This window comes from Streptomyces coeruleorubidus (assembly GCF_008705135.1).
In the GTDB taxonomy this organism is placed as follows: domain Bacteria; phylum Actinomycetota; class Actinomycetes; order Streptomycetales; family Streptomycetaceae; genus Streptomyces; species Streptomyces coeruleofuscus.
On record NZ_CP023694.1, the window covers coordinates 2,626,833 to 2,644,563 of the forward strand.

The following is a 17,731-nucleotide window of genomic DNA, read 5'->3' on the forward strand; positions in this document are numbered from 1 at the left end:
CGGACATGGGGTCTCGGACATGGGGTAGGGTGCCTGCCATGTTCGCGCACTCGATCCAGACCTGGTGGTGGACCGCTCATCCGGCGGCCCACTGACTGCGCGTACGACAGACTTCGCGAAGGCCGCCCGAGGGGCGGCCTTCGGCGTTTCCCGGGGTCGTTCCTCTCCACCGACATCCCACCGGATCCTCGGAGAAGGAGCACGGACCCATGAATCTGCTCGGCTTGCTGGACGACCCCCGCCCGTTCGCCCTGCTGCGCCGCCGCACCCCGGGCCACGACCAGGGACTGATCGAGGTCCTCGTCGGCCCGGTCACCACGCACGACCGCCTCGCCGACCTCCCCGACGAGGGCTTGGCGCTCGTCCCCTTCCGGCAGATCCGCGAGCGCGGCTTCGACGTCCGCGACGACGGCACTCCGCTGACGGTGCTGACGCCCGAGGAGTCGTACGGCGTTCCGCTCACCGACGCCCTGGAGCAGCTCCCGGCGCACGACGTGCGCGTAGAGGGCGGTGGCTTCGACGTCGGTGACGAGGAGTACGGGGAGATCGTCGGGCGCGTGCTGCGGGAGGAGATCGGCCGGGGCGAGGGCGCGAACTTCGTGATCCGGCGGACGTACGAGGGCGAGATCCCCGGGTTCGACCGGGCCGACGCGCTGGCGCTGTTCCGGCGGCTGCTGGAGGGCGAGCGGGGCGCGTACTGGACGTTCGTCGTGCACACCGGCGACCGGACGCTGGTCGGGGCGAGCCCGGAGGTGCACGTCCGGATGTCCGGCGGCACGGTCGTCATGAACCCGATCAGCGGCACGTACCGCTACCCCGCCGGCGGGCCGACCCCCGAGCACCTGCTGGACTTCCTCGCCGACGGCAAGGAGATCGAGGAGCTGTCGATGGTCGTCGACGAGGAGCTCAAGATGATGTGCACCGTCGGCGACAGGGGCGGGGTCGTCGTCGGACCCCGGCTGAAGGAGATGGCACACCTCGCGCACACCGAGTACGAGCTGCGCGGGAAGTCCTCGCTGGACGTGCGGGAGGTCCTGAAGGAGACCATGTTCGCGGCGACCGTCACGGGCTCGCCGGTGCAGAACGCCTGCCGGGTCATCGAGCGGCACGAGGTCGGCGGGCGCGGGTACTACGCCGGGGCGCTGGCCCTCCTCGGCCGGGACTCGGGCGGTGCCCAGACCCTCGACTCCCCCATCCTCATCCGCACCGCCGACATCGACACCGGCGGCCGGCTGCGGGTGCCGGTGGGCGCCACGCTGGTGCGCGGATCCGACCCGGCGGGCGAGGTCGCGGAGACGCACGCGAAGGCGGCGGGTGTGCTGACGGCGCTGGGCGTCCGGCCGGGACGGCCGCGCGAGGAGTCCGTACGGCCGCGACTGGCCGACGACCCACGCGTGCAGGCCGCGCTCGACGGGCGGCGGTCCTCCCTCGCGCCGTTCTGGCTGCGGATGCAGGAGCCGTCCGAGGAGCTCACCGGACACGCCCTCGTCGTCGACGGCGAGGACACCTTCACGGCGATGCTCGCCCATGTGCTGCGGTCGGGCGGGCTGGAGGTGACCGTCCGGCGGTACGACGAGGACGGGCTCCGCGAGGCGGTGCTCGCGCACGAGGGGCCGGTGGTCCTGGGCCCGGGCCCCGGTGATCCCTCGGACCTGACCGACCCCAAGATGCGCATCCTGCGGAACCTCACCGCCGAGGTCATCCGTGATCATCCGCACGGCGTGCTCGGCGTCTGCCTCGGGCACGAGCTGATCGCGGCCGAGCTGGGGCTGGAGATCGTACGGAAGGACGTGCCGTACCAGGGGGCGCAGACGACGATCGACCTGTTCGGGCGGCCGGAGACGGTCGGCTTCTACAACAGCTTCGTGGCGCGCTGCGACGAAGCGGCCCGTCAGGAGCTGGCCGCGCACGGCGTGGAGGTCAGCCGCGCCGCGAACGGGGAGGTGCACGCGTTGCGGGGGCCCGGATTCGCCGGGGTGCAGTTCCACCCGGAGTCCGTGCTCACGCTGGGCGGCGCGGCGGTCGTGCGGGACCTGGTGGGGCAGCTGCGGGGCACGAGCACGCACACGGCGTAGCACGGGGCCGGTCGGGCCGCTCGGCCCGGCCGGCGTCCGAGCCGGACAGTCCGTCAGCCGAAGAACACCCCGACCTCCTCGTACAGCTTCGGGTCCACCGTCTTCAGGCTGGCCGTCGCGTCCGCGATGGGGACGCGGACGATGTCGGTGCCGCGCAGGGCGACCATCGTGCCGAAGTCGCCGTCGCGGACGCAGTCGATGGCGTGCAGGCCGAAGCGGGTGGCGAGCCAGCGGTCGAAGGCGCTGGGGGTGCCGCCGCGCTGGACGTGGCCCAGGACCGTCGTGCGGGCCTCCTTGCCCGTGCGCTTCTCGATCTCCTTGGCGAGCCACTCGCCGACACCCGACAGGCGGACGTGCCCGAAGGAGTCCAGCGTCTGGTCCTTGAGGACCATGTCGCCGTCCTTGGGCATGGCTCCTTCCGCGACGACGACGATCGGCGCGTACGACGCCCGGAAGCGAGAGGTCACCCAGGCACACACCTGCTCGACGTCGAAGCGCTGCTCGGGGATGAGGATGACGTTCGCGCCGCCGGCCAGGCCGGAGTGGAGGGCGATCCAGCCGGCGTGCCGGCCCATGACCTCGCAGACCAGGACCCGCATGTGGGACTCGGCGGTCGTGTGCAGCCGGTCGATGGCCTCGGTGGCGATGCCGACCGCGGTGTCGAAGCCGAAGGTGTAGTCGGTGGCGGACAGGTCGTTGTCGATCGTCTTCGGAACGCCCACACAGGGCACGTCGTACTCGCCGGACAGCCGGGCGGCCACGCCCAGGGTGTCCTCGCCGCCGATGACGATCAGCGCCTCGACCTCCAGTTCGGCGAGGTTCTCCTTGATCCGGCGGATGCCGTTCCGCTCCTTCAGCGGGTTGGTCCGCGAGGAGCCGAGGATGGTGCCGCCGCGGGGCAGGATGCCGCGCACGGCGGGGATGTCGAGACGGACGGTGTCGTTTTCCAAGGGCCCTCGCCAGCCGTCCCGGAAGCCGGTGAAGTCGTAGCCGTACTCCTGCACGCCCTTGCGGACGATGGCCCGGATGACGGCGTTGAGGCCGGGGCAGTCGCCGCCTCCGGTCAGTACTCCGACGCGCATGGAACAGTCCCTTCGCCGCAGGTGCCTGACGAAGGGTCAGTGTGACGTGCGCCTCACTCGTCGTCGAGGCCGCGCTCTATCGCGTACCGCACGAGTTCCACGCGGTTGTGCAACTGGAGCTTGCCGAGGGTGTTCTGGACGTGGTTCTGCACCGTGCGGTGGGAGATGACCAGGCGTTCGGCGATCTGCTTGTAGCTCAGGCCCTTGGCGACGAGGCGCAGCACCTCGGTCTCGCGGTCGGTGAGCCGGGGTGCCTTCGGTTCGTCGGTGTCCTGGGCGGGGGCGGGTTCGGAGGCCAGGCGGCGGTACTCGCCGAGGACCAGCCCGGCGAGGCCGGGGGTGAAGACCGGGTCGCCGACGGCCGTGCGGCGGACCGCGTCCTGGAGTTCCTCGGTGGAGGCCGACTTCAGCAGATAGCCGGTCGCGCCGGACTTCACCGCCTCCAGGACGTCGGCGTGCTCCCCGCTCGCGGACAGCACCAGGACGCGCAGCGACGGGTCGGCGGCGACGACCTCCTTGCAGACCTGGACGCCGGGCTTGCCGGGCAGGTTCAGGTCGAGCACGAGCACCTCGGGCGCGGCGGCCTTGGCGCGGCGCACGGCCTGCTCGCCGTCGCCCGCGGTGGCCACCACCTCGAAGCCCGACTCGGCCAGGTCACGGGCGACCGCGTCACGCCACATGGGGTGGTCGTCGACCACCATGACCTTGATCGGGTCCCGCCGGTCCTCCGTGGTCTCCGTCATCGCCGCTCCGCCTTCCCCCGTACGTTCGTCACGTCCTTCGGTACCTTCAACTCGACCTCCGTGCCCTGGCCCGGCACCGAGATCAGCTCCGCGCTGCCGCCGAGGTCGCGCAGCCGGCCGCGGATCGACAGGGCGACGCCGAGCCGCCCCTCGCCCTCGGCCTGGGCGAGCCGCCCCTCCGGGATGCCGGGTCCGTCGTCCCGTACGGTGACGATCACCTCGTCCGGCTCGTCCTCGACGAGGATCCACGCGCGCGCCTGCTCCCCGGCGTGCTTGCGGACGTTGTCCAGCGCCGCCCCGACGGCGGCGGCCACCTCCCGGGCGGCGACCGGCGCCAGCGGCACGGGCGCGCCCGGCTCGGCGAGGCTGACCTTGGCGCCGGCGTACGGCGCGAGCAGGGCGCGCAGGTCGACGGGGCCGCTCTCCTCCGGCTGCTCGTCGACGGCCCGGACGACGGCTCCCTCGGCGGCGTCCTCCGAGACCCGGGAGACGGGCACCAGTCCGCCGGAGACCAGGGTGCGCAGGGCGACCTCCTGGTCGCCGGCCATCCGGCCCAGCTCGGCCGCCTCGCCGCCGATCACCGCGCCGCGCCGCTGCACCATCGCCAGCACCTGGAGCACGCTGTCGTGGATGTCCCGGGCCAGGCGCTCCCGCTCCCGTGTCGCGGCCTCGATCTCCAGGGCGCGGGCGAGGGTGCGCTCGGAGGCGCGGGCGACCTCGACGACGTAGCCGATGGCGATGGAGGCGATGCAGACCAGGATGACGTTGTGGACGGTGTCGCGGGCCGGGCTGCCGCGCTCGATCAGGTTGGCGACGGCCACGAGGCTGGAGGCGAGGGCCGCCCAGCGCCAGCCGCCCTTGATGGCGAAGGCGAGGACGGCACCGGCGGTCCATATCGACGGCAGCGTCGGGCCGCCCGCCTGGACCCGCTCGTGGGCGTCGGCGACGGGCGTGAGCAGGATGCCGGTGACGGCGACGGTGAGGTCGGCGGCGAGGAACCGCTTGGTGCAGCGGGCGGCGTTCGCGACCCGGGGCAGTGTGGCCAGGGTCCACACGCCCAGCACGGCGTAGTAGCCGACGGCCACCCAGGGCCGGGTGAACTCCTCGTAGGCGGTGGCGAACAGGCCGACCGCGTACAGCATCGTGAGCACCCGGTAGGCGGTCAGCGCGCGCCACAGCGGCTGCTCGACCGACATCCTCAGGACCCGCTCGCGCTTGGCCATCTCCCCCACCCCTGGCTCGAACCCCCGACTAGGGCTCGGTCCGCCGCCGCTCCGGCTTTTCCTGCTCGGACTTTTCCTTCTCCGCCTGTTCCTTCTCCGCCCGTACGAGCGCGGCCTTCGCCGCCTTCTCGGCTTCCTTCTCCGCCTTCGCCGCCTCCGCGAGCTGACGCTTCATGGCCGTCGCGTACATGTCGACGTACTCCTGGCCGGAGAGCTTCATGATCTCGTACATGACTTCGTCGGTCACCGCGCGCAGCACGAAGCGGTCGTGCTCCATGCCCTGGTAGCGGCTGAAGTCCAGGGGCTTGCCGATCCGGATGCCGGGGCGCATCAGCTTCGGCATGACCTTGCCGGGCGGCTGGATCTTCTCCGTGTCGATCATGGCGACGGGGATGACGGGCGCACCGGTCGCGAGCGCCACGCGCGCGAGGCCGCCCGGCTTGCCGCGGTAGAGCCGCCCGTCGGGCGAGCGCGTCCCCTCCGGGTAGATACCGAACAGCTCGCCGCGCTCCAGCACCTCGATGCCGCTCTTGATGGCGGCCTCACCCGCGCCGCGCGCACCGGAGCGGTCCACCGGAAGCTGCCCGACTCCCTTGAAGAAGGCGGCCGTCAACCGGCCCTTCACCCCGGGCGTGGTGAAGTACTCGGCCTTCGCGATGAACGTGACCTTGCGGTCCAGGACCGCGGGCAGGAAGAACGAGTCCGAGAAGGAGAGGTGGTTGCTCGCCAGGATCGCGGGGCCGTCTGCGGGAACGTTCTCCAGGCCTTCCACCCATGGCCTGAAGGCGACCTTCAGCGGTCCCCCAACAGCGACCTTCATCGCGCCGTACAACAACCGAGTGCCTCCTGTATGTGTCGATCAGACCTTAACCCGGCGCGCTGTCAAAGGCGCCGACGGCCCTGGTCGGTGTCAGTGCCGTCGCGTACGGTGAAGGTCCCGCGAACGCCGTGCGACCCCTGCCATGACGTTCCGTGACAATCCGTGATCGTGTCAGTCCCTTCTCACGACCAGGAGGCCGAAGGTGCCGGTCCTTGCCGGAGCCGAGCCATTTCGCCACGAGGGCGGGGAGACCGCCGTACTCCTCTGCCACGGCTTCACCGGTTCACCGCAGTCGCTGCGCCCCTGGGCGGAGCATCTCGCCGCACGCGGCCTGACCGTCTCGCTGCCGCTGCTGCCCGGGCACGGCACGCGCTGGGAGGACCTGCGGATGACCGGCTGGCAGGACTGGTACGCGGAGGTGGACCGCGAGCTGCGCCTGCTGTGCGAGCGCCGCGAGCAGGTGTTCGTGGCCGGTCTGTCCATGGGCGGCGCCCTGGCCCTGCGGCTGGCCGCGAAGCACGGCGACGCCGTCAGCGGCGTGGTGGTCGTCAACCCGGCGAACAAGGTGCACGGCCTGGCCGCGCACGCCCTGCCGGTGGTCCGCCACCTCGTCCCCGCGACGAAGGGCATCGCCAGCGACATCGCCAAGCCGGACAGCAGGGAGCTCGGCTACGACCGGGTGCCGCTGCACGCCGCGCACTCCCTGCGGCAGTTCTTCCGGATCGTCGACGGCGAGCTGCCGCAGGTCACCCAGCCGGTGCTGCTGCTGCGCAGCCCGCAGGACCATGTGGTGCCGCCCGCCGACTCGGCCCGTGTCCTCAGCCGCATCTCGTCGACCGACGTGAAAGAGGTCCTCCTGGAACAGAGCTACCACGTCGCCACGTTGGACCATGACGCGGACCGGATCTTCGCGGAGAGCACCGCGTTCATCGGCCGGCTCGCGTCCGGCCTCGGCAACGAGCCCGGTCTCGGCAAGGAAGGGACGACCGCAGGTGGCTGAGCACGACTCCGACCGCGAGGGCCGCGAGCCGGACGAGAAGGGCGTCCCGTTCGACGAGGAGGCCGCCTGGGCGGCGATCGTCGCCGGGTACGGCGACGAGCCGCCGGACCCGCCGGGCGCCAAGCCGTTCAAGTCGATCGAGGACCTGGCGCTGCTGGAGTCTCCGACCAACGACGACCGGGTGGACACGGCCGGGGACGCCGCGTCGGCCCCCGTGGAGGCCGGGAAGCCCGGCGAGCCGGACGGGCCGGAGCCGAAGGGCACCGGCGACAAGCCGGACAAGCCCGCCAGACCGCTGGGCGGCTCCGTCTCCTTCGCACCCGGCGTCGGCCCGCGCGACTACTCCGCGCCCGAGGCCACCGAGGACGACTTCGACGAGGACGACGAGGGGCATTTCGTGCCGCCGGAGCCGCCCCCGCTGCCGTCCGCCGACCCCACCGCGAAGTTCGCCTGGCTCGGCGTACTGGGCGGGCCGGTGCTGCTCCTGCTCGCCGTGCTGCTCGGCTGGGAGATGACGTGGTGGCTGGCCACGCTGGGGATCGGCGGGTTCGTCGGCGGGTTCGCGACGCTGGTGATGCGGATGCGGACGGATGACGAGGAGGACGACGATCCCGGGCGGGGTGCGGTCGTCTAGGAAGCCGGCACTCTGAGGGCGGCCAGGACCGGAAGGTGGTCCGTGGCCGCCCTCAGGTCTGTGTCGGTCACTCCGGGGTGCTCGAACGGCACCCCACAGCCCAGCACCTCGATGCCCTCGGTCGCGAAGATCGCGTCGATGCGCTGGTAGGGGTCGGCGGGGGTCCAGGTGTGCTCGCCGCCCCAGGGGGACGCGGCTCGGCAGTCGGTCAGGGTGCCGGTGAGCCGGCGGAAGGCGGGGCCGTCGGGGCGTTCGTTCAGGTCGCCGCCGGCGATCATGTGCTCCACGCCCATGCCGGCGAGCCGGTCCAGGAGCATGCCGGCCTGGTCGTAGCGCTCGTCCTTCTGGAGCGACAGGTGACAGCTCAGGACGCCGAGGCGGGTGCCGGCGAAGCGGACGACCGCGGTGGCGAAGCCGCGGCGGTGCAGGCCGGGGGTGTGGGGCAGGAGGACGTCCTCCGTGCGTTCGACGCTCGCCCGGAGCGAGCTGAGGATCGCCGGGCCTGTGGTGGTGGCGCCCCCGGTGACGACGACCAGGTCGGATTCGCGGGCCAGACGGGCGAGTTTCTTGCGCCAGCGGAAGAAGCGGGGGGCTTCTTGGATCAGGACCAGGTCGGGTTCGCAAGCGCGGATGACACGGGCCAGGGCGTCGGTGTCGTCCCGCATCGAGCGGATGTTGTAGCTGAGGACCCTGATGACCGCGGAACCGTCGGGTTCGGTACGGGAGTTGGGGAGCAGGGGCATGTGATCAATTTACGCCCAATGGCTCGGGGCGCGGGGATTGTGCGCGAGTGCCGGTCGTATGTGGCTGATCGCGCAGTTCCCCGCGCCCCTTAAAGGCCAAAAGCAGGGCGTTACATGATCGGGTCGGGTTCCCTCGCCAGGTCCGCTGCTCCCACCAGGCCGGCCTTGTTGCCCAGTTCCGCGGCGCGGACCTCGGCCACCGGGCGCCAGTTGCCGCCGACCAGCCAGCGCTTGTAGGACTTGCGGATCGGGCCCAGGACCAGTTCGCCCTCGTCGGAGAGGCCGCCGCCCACGATGAAGGCGGAGGGGTCGAAGAGGGAGGCGAGGTCGGCGAGGCCCGCGCCGACCCAGCGGGCCAGTTCGCGGTAGGAGTCGACGGCCACGCGGTCGCCCTGGCGGGCGGCCATGGAGATGTGCTTGCCCTCGATGCCGTCGGGCGTGCCGTTGCCGAGGCCGAGGAGGATCTCGGCGTTCTCGGGGGTGGCGTTGGCGCGCTGCTTGGCGTACCTCACGAGCGCCCGTCCCGACGCGTACTGCTCCCAGCAGCCCTGTGAGCCGCAGCCGCACAGCAGGCCGTCCGGCACCATGCGGATGTGGCCGAACTCGGCGGCCACGCCGAAGTGCCCGCGGCGCAGCTTGTTGCCGATGATGATGCCGCCGCCGAGGCCGGTGCCGAGCGTGATGCAGATGACGTTGCGGTGGCCCTTGCCCGCGCCGAACTTGTACTCGCCCCACGCCGCGGCGTTCGCGTCGTTCTCGACGACCACCGGGAGGCCCACGCGGGCCTCGACCTTCTCCTTGAGCGGCTCGTTGCGCCAGTGGATGTTGGGCGCGAAGTAGACCTCGGAACGCTGCCGGTTCACATATCCGGCCGCGCCGATGCCCACGCCGACGATGTCGTGCCCGACGCGTGCGCCTTCCACCGCCGAGGCGATGGCGTCCACGATGCCCTCAGGCGTGCCCGGGGTCGGCACCTTGTGGGTCGAGAGGATGTTGCCTTCCTCATCGACCACGCCGGCCGCGATCTTCGTGCCGCCGATGTCGACGCCGATGGTGAGTCCCATGAATCCCTCAGTTTCGGTCGAGCCCCGCTACGGCCAACGGTACCCGAGGCACGCCGTCGGGTTCGCTGTCGTCCGCACGCTGGGCAGGACCGGCGGCGGCACGCCGGTCGCGGCTCGTGAGAGGGCCGGGGGCTCAGTCCAGGTCGATGCGCTCCCCCGGGCCGCCGTCGTCGCCCCGGTCATCGCGTTCGTCCAGGTCACGCGGGTCGATCCGGTCGTCTCGGCCGGTCCATCGGCGCTCCTGGGCCTCGACGGCCGAGCGGTAGGCGGCGAGCAGTTCGTTCCCGGCGGCGGCCAGGTGGTCGAAGACGTCCGGGTTGCGTTCGATGACGGGTTCCACGGCGGCCTTGGCCTGCTGGACGACCTGGCGGACGACCTGTTCGGCGGCTGGTCCCGCGACCGCGCCGAACAGCGGGGACTGGATCCCCGACAGCTTGTCCGCGACGGCGTCGACGAGCTTCTTCAGTTCCTCGGCCGCGGAGCCGGGGTGCGGGCCGTACTCGGCGCGGCGGCGGGCCTTCTCCGCCTCGAGGTCCTCGGCGCACGCGGTCGCCCAGGCGTCGGGGTCGGTCGCCCGCGCCTCGTCGACGGCCTCTTCACGGGCGGCGTCGGACGGGGGGAGCTCTTCGCTCATGACGGACTCCTGACTACGGTTCGTCCCTACGACGTTACCCCCTCTCACCGCGTCCGCGGCCACAGCTTCGGGTCGGGTGCGAAGCGGACGCGCAGCTCGCCCTCGCGCAGGGCGGCCCCGTCGACGGTGCAGCGGCGCAGCGCGGAGGGCAGCGGAACGATTCGGCGGAAAGGTCCCGCCGTGACGACGAGTTCGTCGCCGCGCCGGACGAGGTCCAGCTCCTCGCGTACGGCGCCGGGCAGCGGGATGTGCCAGACGAGCACGCCGTCCTCGCCGAGCCGGTCGGTCACCGGCCACTCGACCGGTGGGACGGGGGCGTCCGGATCGACGCCGGGCACGGCGAGGTCGGCGAGGTCGTCGGCGCCGACCGGGTCGCGTCCGAGGTGGGCGACGGTCCGGACGTCGTACGACTCCCGCCACTCCTCCAGTGTCTTGCGCTGCTGGGCGACCGGGCCGGCCAGCCAGGTGTCCGGGGACGCCTCGGGCAGGACGCGGTTGGCGACCAGGACGTCGGTGCGCAGGCCGCGCAGGGCGAGGCCGAGGCCGGCCGCGCGGAGGGCGTCGGCGCCGGCCGGGCCGGGCTCGGCGATCAGTCGTACGACGGTGTCGCGGTCGGCGACGACCGCCTCGACTGCGGCCAGCTCCAGGTCCCAGCGGGCGGCCGTCTCGTACAGCCACTCGGCGGGCATGGGGACGCCGGCGAGCCGGCCCAGTACGGGGCGCAGGGCGCGGGCGGCCTGGCGTTCGGGCGGGAGCAGGCGGCGCAGGTAGCGGCGGAGCACCTCGGGCAGGGCGAGGAGGTCGAGGGCCCGCGGGGTCGGTGGCAGGTCGACGACGAGCAGGTCGTACGACTCCGACAGCGCGGCGTCGCGCAGGGCGCGCAGGAGGGCGAGTTCCTCGGCGCCGGGGAGGGGCGTGAGTTCCTCGGAGTCGAGGCGGGAGGCGCCGAGGAGGTCGAGGGCGGAGGAGGCGCGGTCCTGGAGGGCGGTGAGGTCCCTCCGGAAGTCCTGGGCGGGGTCGGGACGCCAGGCCGTGAGGCGGGGTGCGGCTTCGGCCGGCTCAGGTCCCGTCCTGGTCCCGAGGGCGGCGCCGAGGGTGTCGGTGCGGTCGGCGCCGAGGAGGAGGGTGCGGGTGCCCTCCGTCGCCGCGGCCAGGGCGGTCGCGGCCGCGAGGGTGGTACGGCCGCTGCCGCCGGGGCCGGTGATCAGGATGGTGCGCATGGGGGTGAACGGTACCCGGCGTTGACGCTCGGGCCGGGTGGGTCCGCAGCCCGGCGGAGCGAGGTGCCGCTGCGCCCACCCGTGCCGCCCTTAGCGGCACGATTGCCCGCAGCTGAGGCACCCTAGGGGCGCGGGGCTGTGCAAACATGCGGCTCCGCCGCGTGTGCGCGACCAGCCACGACGGGCCCGCACGGGACTCCGTCAGAAACCCGCGCGGCGGCTAAGCGGACTCGACCCTCTTCTTCAGACCCGCCAGCGCCCGGTCGATGATGACCTTCTCCGCCTTGCGCTTGATCATGCCGAGCATCGGGATCTTGACGTCCACGGTCAGCGCGTACGTGACCTCCGTGCCACCCGCACCCGCCGGCTTCAAAAGGTAGGTGCCGTCGAGGGAGCGGAGCATCTGGGACTTCACGAGGGTCCAGGACACCTCGTTCTCGCCGGTCCACGTGTACGCGAGAACCTGGTCGTCCTTGATCGCACCCGCGTCCATGACGAGCCGGACCTGCTCGGCGCGCCCCTGCTCGTCGGTCTTGAGTACCTCGGCCTCCTTCACCTCGCCGGTCCAGTCCGGATAGCGGGCGAAATCGGAGATGACCGCCATGACGTCGGCCGGGGCCGCCTCGATGGTGATGCTCGAGCTGGTGTGTTCCGCCATCTCCGTGGCTCCTCCAGATACGGGCCGGTATGAGGTCGTCGTGCGCAAGCGTGTGCAGCGTGAAGGCTACCGCGCACGGGCCCCGCCGATCTCACCCGACCTGGGACGTCCTCACCATTCCAGCGCCCAGGGCGCCCCGGTCCCCGCGAAGTGCCCCACGTTCACACACTCGGTTGCCCCGATCCGCATTCGCCGCACCAGCGGCTGGTGCACGTGTCCGAAGAGGGAGTAGCGGGGGCGGGTGCGGCGGATGGCGTCCAGCAGGGCCCGGCTGCCGCGCTCGAAGCGGCGCGCGACCGTGTCGTAGACCAGTTCGGGAACCTCGGGCGGGATGTGCGTGCACAGCACGTCGACCTCGCCGACGGCCTCTATCTTGGCCGCGTACTCCTCGTCGCTGATCTCGTACGGCGTCCGCATCGGCGTGCGCAGGCCGCCGCCGACGAAGCCGAAGACCCAGCCGCCTATCTCGACGCGCTCGCCGTCGAGGACGGTCGTGCCGGGGCCGGCGTACTCCTGCCACAGGGGCGGCATGTCGACATTGCCGTAGGTCGCGTACGTCGGAGTGGGGAACGCGGCGAACATCTCGGCGTACTGCTTGCGCACCGCCTTCTCGATCACCGACGCCCGGTCCGCGCCGACGCCGGCCCACAGCCGGGCGCCGAACTCCCGTGCCTCCTGGAAGCGGCGGGCGGTGCGCAGCGCGACGATGCGGTCGGCGTTCTCCACGCCGAACAGGTCCGGGAAGATGCCGCGCGAGTGGTCGGCGTAGTCGAGGAAGAGGACGAGGTCGCCCAGGCAGATCAGGGCGTCGGCGCCCTCGCCGGCCCTCGCCAGGTCACGGGCGTTGCCGTGCACGTCGCTGACCACATGCACGCGCGTCCTGTGGTTTCCGGCTGGTGTGGGTGCCATGGCGATCAAGGGTAGGTCGAGCGCTGCACTTGTGAACAGTGGCGGCCCTACCTGCGGTTACTGGCCAGTCAGTTAGTAAGTGGACTACTGTGCGCGAAGGAATACCCAACTGTGTGACGCAGCGAACATCTCGCCGGGACCCCCTGTCGTAGAAGCCATACCGGCGGGTAACGTCCGGGCAGTCCAGTCGTGCTCTGCATTTCAACAAGTGAATGCCGGAGCACCTGCCCGAGCCTTGGACCGGACCGTCGCATCACACAACGTCGTGGCGCCGGCGCCCTATGAGGAGCAGCAGTCTTGCGCGAGTTCAGCCTTCCGGCTTTGTACGAGGTCCCTGCGGACGGCAATCTGACCGACATCGTCCGCAGAAACGCCGCGCAGCACCCGGACGTCACCGTCATCGCCCGCAAGATCGGCGGCACCTGGCAGGACGTCACGGCCACCGCCTTCCTCGCCGAGGTGCACACGGCCGCGAAGGGGCTGATCGCCGCCGGTGTCCAGCCGGGCGACCGGGTGGGCCTGATGTCCCGCACCCGTTACGAGTGGACGCTGCTGGACTTCGCGATCTGGAGCGCGGGCGCGGTGACCGTGCCGGTGTACGAGACCAGTTCGCCGGAGCAGGTCCAGTGGATCCTCGGCGACTCCGGCGCGACCGCGTGCATCGTGGAGTCGGGCGGTCACACGGCCGCCGTCGAGTCGGTGCGCGACCATCTGCCTGCGCTCAAGCACGTGTGGCAGATCGAGGGCGGCGGCATCGACGAGCTGGGCCGGCTCGGGCAGGACGTCACGGACCGGACGGTCGAGGAGCGCAGCTCGATCGCCAAGGCCGACGACCCGGCGACCATCGTCTACACCTCGGGCACGACCGGCCGTCCCAAGGGCTGTGTGCTCACCCACCGCAGCTTCTTCGCGGAGTGCGGCAACATCGTGGAGCGGCTGCGTCCGCTGTTCCGCACGGGCGAGTGCTCGGTGCTGCTCTTCCTGCCGCTCGCGCACGTCTTCGGGCGGCTCGTGCAGATCGCGCCGATGATGGCGCCGATCAAGCTGGGCTGCGTCCCGGACATCAAGAACCTCACCGACGAGCTGGCCGCGTTCCGCCCGACGCTGATCCTCGGGGTGCCGCGCGTGTTCGAGAAGGTCTACAACTCGGCGCGCGCCAAGGCCCAGGCCGACGGCAAGGGCAAGATCTTCGACAAGGCCGCCGACACGGCGATCGCCTACAGCAGGGCGCTGGACACCCCCTCCGGCCCGTCCCTCGGCCTGCGGATCAAGCACAAGACGTTCGACAAGCTCGTCTACAGCAAGCTCCGCGCGGTCCTCGGCGGCCGGGGCGAGTACGCCATCTCCGGCGGCGCCCCGCTGGGCGAGCGCCTGGGCCACTTCTTCCGCGGCATCGGCTTCACGGTCCTGGAGGGCTACGGCCTGACCGAGTCCTGCGCGGCCACCGCGTTCAACCCCTGGGACCGGCAGAAGATCGGCACGGTCGGCCAGCCGCTGCCCGGCTCGGTGGTCCGGATCGCCGACGACGGCGAGGTGCTGCTGCACGGCGAGCACCTGTTCAAGGAGTACTGGAACAACCCCGGCGCGACCGCGGAGGCGCTGGCCGACGGCTGGTTCCACACCGGTGACATCGGCACCCTCGACGAGGACGGCTACCTCAGGATCACCGGCCGCAAGAAGGAGATCATCGTCACCGCGGGCGGCAAGAACGTCGCCCCGGCCGTGATCGAGGACCGCATCCGGGCGCACGCGCTGGTCGCGGAGTGCATGGTGGTGGGTGACGGGCGGCCGTTCGTGGGCGCGCTGATCACCATCGACGAGGAGTTCCTGGGCCGTTGGTGCGCGGACCACGGCAAGCCGGCGGGTTCCACCGCGGCGTCGCTGTGCGAGGACCCGGACCTGCTGGCCGCGATCCAGGCCGCGGTCGACGACGGCAACGCCGCGGTGTCGAAGGCGGAATCGGTGCGGAAGTTCCGCATTCTGTCCTCCCAGTTCACGGAGGAGTCGGGCCACCTGACCCCCTCGCTGAAGCTGAAGCGGAACGTGGTGGCGAAGGACTACGCGCACGAGGTCGAGGCGATCTACGCGAAGTGACCGGCCGGAGGGCCTGGACGACACACCTAGGGCGCGAGGACGGTGCCCAGGCCGGCGTCGGCGGGAGTGCCCACCGTGGCAGGGCCGATGAAGGCGGCTGTGCTGTCGGCGCCGAGATGGACGACGGTGCCGTCGCCGGAGTTCTCGCCCGGGGCGCCGACGGCCAGGCCGACGGCCGAGGTCCCTGTGTAGTCGCCGGCGGCGACCTCCGCGCCGAAGCGGTCGCCGGCCTCGGCGACGCCGGGGATCCCCTAGGGCGTGTCCGTAAAGTCCCGTCGTCCGCCCGGAGGGCGGGCCCCGCGGCGTTCGGTGCGTGCTCTGGGGGTCCCCCCGGCCGAAGGCTGGGGGAGTGCCGGGCGGACGCCCGCGTACTGGTTGTACGCGGGTGTTCGCACGGTGCGGCGAGTGGGGGCACCTCCCACGCCCTTAAGGCAGTGGGGGAGCGTGCCGGGCGTCGCGGGGCAGGCGGGACTTTGCGGACACGCCCTAAGAGCCGACGTACGGCGAACACCATGAAGGACACGACCATGCTCCCCCTCGACCGCCTCCGGGAGCTCCTGCGCGAGCTGGACGACCCCGACCCCGAACACCGGGAGATGCCCCGGGATTACGACGTTCCGGCCGCCCGGCAGCGCTTTCGGCAGTTCGCCGACGCCGCGGAGCGGCGGTTCGGGCCGTCCGTGTCGGCCGGCATGGGACAGGACTCGAGCTTCCTCGGTGTCGTCTCGGTCCCTGGTGAGGCCACGGGGACGGGCCGGCCCCTGCAGATGGCGATCAGCAATTTTGGCCCCTTCGTCACGGCCAGAGCAGGCCTTCCGGGTCTGCTCGACTGGAAGGAAGGCCTGGACGACGAGTTCGTGACCTGGCTCGACGAGCTGTGCACGGAACTCGGCTGCGTCTACGTGCCCTTCGAACTGCTCATGGAGCCGTACGACGGACCAACTCCCCTGGGAGACGACGAGGCCGACGAGGCGATTCTGGCGGCGCTGGCGGCCGCGTCCGCAGACGAGGAGGAAGAAGAGGAAGACGATCTTCCGCCAGCTTGGTACGACCGCTACTTCCAGTACATGTGAGGCGTGGCCGGACCACCCTCAGGGCGCGGTGTCCTCCGCGAGGACCCGCGCCATCGTGCGTTCGGCGAGGGCCGTGATGGTCACGAAGGGGTTGACCCCGATCGACCCGGGCACCAGCGAGCCGTCGGTGACGTACAGCCTGGGGTAGCCCTTCACCCGCCCGTAGTCGTCCGTCGCCCGGCCCAGTACGCAGCCGCCCAGCGGGTGGTAGGTGAAGTCGTCGGCGAAGACCTTGCTGCTCGACCCGAACAGGTCGTACCGGTAGATCGTCGAGTTGGCCGCGTTGATCCGGTCGAACAGCTTCTTGGCCATGGCGACGGAGACCGCGCTGTGGGCGGCCGTCCAGCCGAGCCGTACCCCGTCCGAGCCGGTGTCGTACGTGAAGGACGCCCGCTCCCGGTTCCTGGTGATCGCCAGATAGAGACTCACCCAGTGCTCCAGCCCGGTCGGCAGCGGGGCGATCTCGGCGAACACGGGGTTGGCGGCGTTCGCCCAGTCGTCGATGCCCATGACCGGCATGGTCGACTGGTTGGCGCCGACCGTGTCCCACAGGTGGTTGGCCCGGCCGAGCATCACGTTGCCGTTGGTGCCCCAGCCGGCGCCGACACCGGGGTCGAGATCGGGCAGGGTGCCCGTCTCCCGGGCGCGCAGCAGCAGTTCGGTGGTGCCGAGACTGCCGCCACCGAGGAAGAGGTACGTGCAGCCGTACTCCTTGGTCTCGACGACCCGGCCGGTGGAGTCGATGCGGTCGGCGGTCAGGACGTAGGTGCCGTCCGGCGCCCGGCTGATCGCGCGGACCTTCTCCAGGGTGTGGATCGTGACGTGGCCGGTGCCGAGCGCGGCGGCGAGATAGGTCTTGTCGAGGCTGCGCTTGCCGTGGTTGTTGCCGTAGATGACCTCGCCGGCGAGTGCCGACTTCGGGGCGGTACCGGCCGCCTCGCGCGCCATGTGGCCGAAGTCGTAGACGTTCGGCACGAAGGTGGTGCGCAGTCCGGTCTTCTCCGCGTGCTGACGGGAGACGCGGGTGAAGCGGTACCACTCCGTCGACTCGAACCAGGCGGGGTCGACGGTGTTCACGCCGAGGGCGGCGCGGGCGCGCGGGAAGTACGTGCCGTACATCTCGTCGGCGTCGACGGTGGGGAACTGCTCGGTGAAGTAGGCCCTGGGCGGCGTGACCGCCATGCCGCCGTTGACGAGTGAGCCGCCGCCGACGCCCCGGCCGACGTACACGGACATCTCCGCGAAGTGCACGCGGTCCAGGACGCCCGGGTAGCGGCCGATGTCCTGGTTGACGACGTCCAGCCAGAGGAAGGTGCCCAGGGGTGCCTCGGTGCGGGTGCGGAACCACATGGAGCGCTGGTCCGGGGTGCGGGTGGAGCAGAAGATCTTGCCGTCCGCGCCTGGGGTGTTCCAGAGGCGGCCCATCTCCAGGACGAGGGTGCGGATGCCGGCCTGGGCGAGGCGGAGGGCGGCTACGGCGCCGCCGTAGCCGGAGCCGATGACGATGGCGGGGGCGGTGTCGACTGCGTGTGGCTGCGCCGCTCGGGCGGAGTCGAGGCCGATGCGGGTGAAACCCAGGGTGGCTGCGGTTTGGAGGGCTGCCATACCGAGGATTTGACGTCTTGTCAGGTGACGATGCGTCAGGTTTGATGTCATGGGCGCAGCATCGGCGGATTATTTGGTTCCGCCTAGTGGGGTGCCGCGTATTCGTCGTGGGCGGGTGCGGGTGCGTTCTGGTTGATCGCGCAGTTCCCCGCGC

At 71.5% G+C, this 17,731-nt stretch carries 17 protein-coding genes; 6 read left to right on the plus strand and 11 right to left on the minus strand.

The window, feature by feature from the left end; genetic code table 11:
• Positions 1 to 38 precede the first annotated feature (38 nt).
• Both CP976_RS44655 and CP976_RS12220 read left to right on the plus strand, forming a co-directional pair.
• The gene (locus CP976_RS44655; protein WP_082319877.1) at positions 39 to 95 is read left to right on the plus strand and encodes a trp operon leader peptide; all 57 of its coding nucleotides are present in this window, start codon (positions 39 to 41) and stop codon (positions 93 to 95) included.
• 114 nt (positions 96 to 209) lie between these two features.
• Positions 210 to 2,075, plus strand: coding sequence for an anthranilate synthase family protein (locus CP976_RS12220; protein WP_150480377.1), 1,866 nt, complete (start codon positions 210 to 212; stop codon positions 2,073 to 2,075).
• Between the two features lie 53 nt (positions 2,076 to 2,128).
• Here the strand turns inward: CP976_RS12220 and CP976_RS12225 are convergent, their stop codons facing one another.
• The 4 genes from CP976_RS12225 to CP976_RS12240 are packed head-to-tail and all read right to left on the minus strand — an operon-like array spanning position 2,129 to position 5,943.
• On the minus strand, positions 2,129 to 3,157 hold the full coding sequence (locus CP976_RS12225; RefSeq protein ID WP_150480378.1) for a 6-phosphofructokinase: 1,029 nt from the start codon (positions 3,155 to 3,157) through the stop codon (positions 2,129 to 2,131).
• A 53-nt stretch (positions 3,158 to 3,210) separates the two neighbouring features.
• The gene (locus CP976_RS12230) at positions 3,211 to 3,900 is read right to left on the minus strand and encodes a response regulator (protein ID WP_150480379.1); all 690 of its coding nucleotides are present in this window, start codon (positions 3,898 to 3,900) and stop codon (positions 3,211 to 3,213) included.
• Positions 3,897 to 5,123: a MacS family sensor histidine kinase gene (macS, locus tag CP976_RS12235; protein WP_150480380.1), complete on the minus strand. Its 1,227-nt coding sequence runs from the start codon at positions 5,121 to 5,123 to the stop codon at positions 3,897 to 3,899. Before macS ends, CP976_RS12230 begins: the two co-directional genes overlap by 4 nt.
• Positions 5,124 to 5,151: 28 nt before the next feature.
• A complete protein-coding gene (locus tag CP976_RS12240) occupies positions 5,152 to 5,943 on the minus strand; it encodes a lysophospholipid acyltransferase family protein (protein ID WP_150485320.1) in 792 nt (263 codons plus the stop codon).
• Positions 5,944 to 6,145: 202 nt separating this feature from the next.
• On the opposite strand from CP976_RS12240, the gene CP976_RS12245 reads away from it, so the two are divergent.
• Both CP976_RS12245 and CP976_RS12250 read left to right on the plus strand, forming a co-directional pair.
• On the plus strand, positions 6,146 to 6,943 hold the full coding sequence (locus CP976_RS12245) for an alpha/beta hydrolase (RefSeq protein ID WP_150480381.1): 798 nt from the start codon (positions 6,146 to 6,148) through the stop codon (positions 6,941 to 6,943).
• Positions 6,936 to 7,577: a hypothetical protein gene (locus tag CP976_RS12250; protein ID WP_150480382.1), complete on the plus strand. Its 642-nt coding sequence runs from the start codon at positions 6,936 to 6,938 to the stop codon at positions 7,575 to 7,577. Before CP976_RS12245 ends, CP976_RS12250 begins: the two co-directional genes overlap by 8 nt.
• Here the strand turns inward: CP976_RS12250 and CP976_RS12255 are convergent.
• The 6 genes from CP976_RS12255 to CP976_RS12280 form a co-directional block, all read right to left on the minus strand.
• Complete coding sequence (locus tag CP976_RS12255; RefSeq protein ID WP_150480383.1) at positions 7,574 to 8,320, minus strand: endonuclease/exonuclease/phosphatase family protein; 747 nt, start codon at positions 8,318 to 8,320, stop codon at positions 7,574 to 7,576. The genes CP976_RS12250 and CP976_RS12255 overlap by 4 nt on opposite strands.
• Positions 8,321 to 8,430: 110 nt before the next feature.
• Entirely contained in the window at positions 8,431 to 9,384 is a 954-nt protein-coding gene (locus tag CP976_RS12260) for an ROK family glucokinase (RefSeq protein WP_020272969.1), read from the minus strand.
• Positions 9,385 to 9,517: 133 nt separating this feature from the next.
• Positions 9,518 to 10,018 carry a DUF5304 domain-containing protein gene (locus tag CP976_RS12265; protein WP_150480384.1) on the minus strand — a complete coding sequence of 167 codons (501 nt, stop codon included), beginning with the start codon at positions 10,016 to 10,018 and terminating at the stop codon, positions 9,518 to 9,520.
• Positions 10,019 to 10,062: 44 nt separating this feature from the next.
• Positions 10,063 to 11,238, minus strand: coding sequence for an ArsA family ATPase (locus CP976_RS12270; RefSeq protein ID WP_150480385.1), 1,176 nt, complete (start codon positions 11,236 to 11,238; stop codon positions 10,063 to 10,065).
• Between the two features lie 220 nt (positions 11,239 to 11,458).
• Positions 11,459 to 11,896, minus strand: a complete 438-nt coding sequence (locus CP976_RS12275; protein WP_086564878.1) for an SRPBCC family protein — start codon at positions 11,894 to 11,896, stop codon at positions 11,459 to 11,461.
• 111 nt (positions 11,897 to 12,007) lie between these two features.
• Positions 12,008 to 12,805 (minus strand): metallophosphoesterase family protein, encoded by a 798-nt coding sequence (locus CP976_RS12280; protein WP_150480386.1) that lies wholly within the window; start codon positions 12,803 to 12,805, stop codon positions 12,008 to 12,010.
• A gap of 297 nt (positions 12,806 to 13,102) precedes the next feature.
• Here CP976_RS12280 and CP976_RS12285 point away from each other — a divergent pair, with 297 nt between their 5' ends.
• On the plus strand, positions 13,103 to 14,899 hold the full coding sequence (locus CP976_RS12285) for an AMP-dependent synthetase/ligase (protein ID WP_150480387.1): 1,797 nt from the start codon (positions 13,103 to 13,105) through the stop codon (positions 14,897 to 14,899).
• A 512-nt stretch (positions 14,900 to 15,411) separates the two neighbouring features.
• Positions 15,412 to 15,972, plus strand: a complete 561-nt coding sequence (locus CP976_RS12290; RefSeq protein WP_150480388.1) for a hypothetical protein — start codon at positions 15,412 to 15,414, stop codon at positions 15,970 to 15,972.
• An 18-nt stretch (positions 15,973 to 15,990) separates the two neighbouring features.
• Here the strand turns inward: CP976_RS12290 and CP976_RS12295 are convergent, their stop codons facing one another.
• On the minus strand, positions 15,991 to 17,628 hold the full coding sequence (locus CP976_RS12295; protein WP_483025173.1) for a GMC oxidoreductase: 1,638 nt from the start codon (positions 17,626 to 17,628) through the stop codon (positions 15,991 to 15,993).
• Positions 17,629 to 17,731 lie beyond the last annotated feature (103 nt).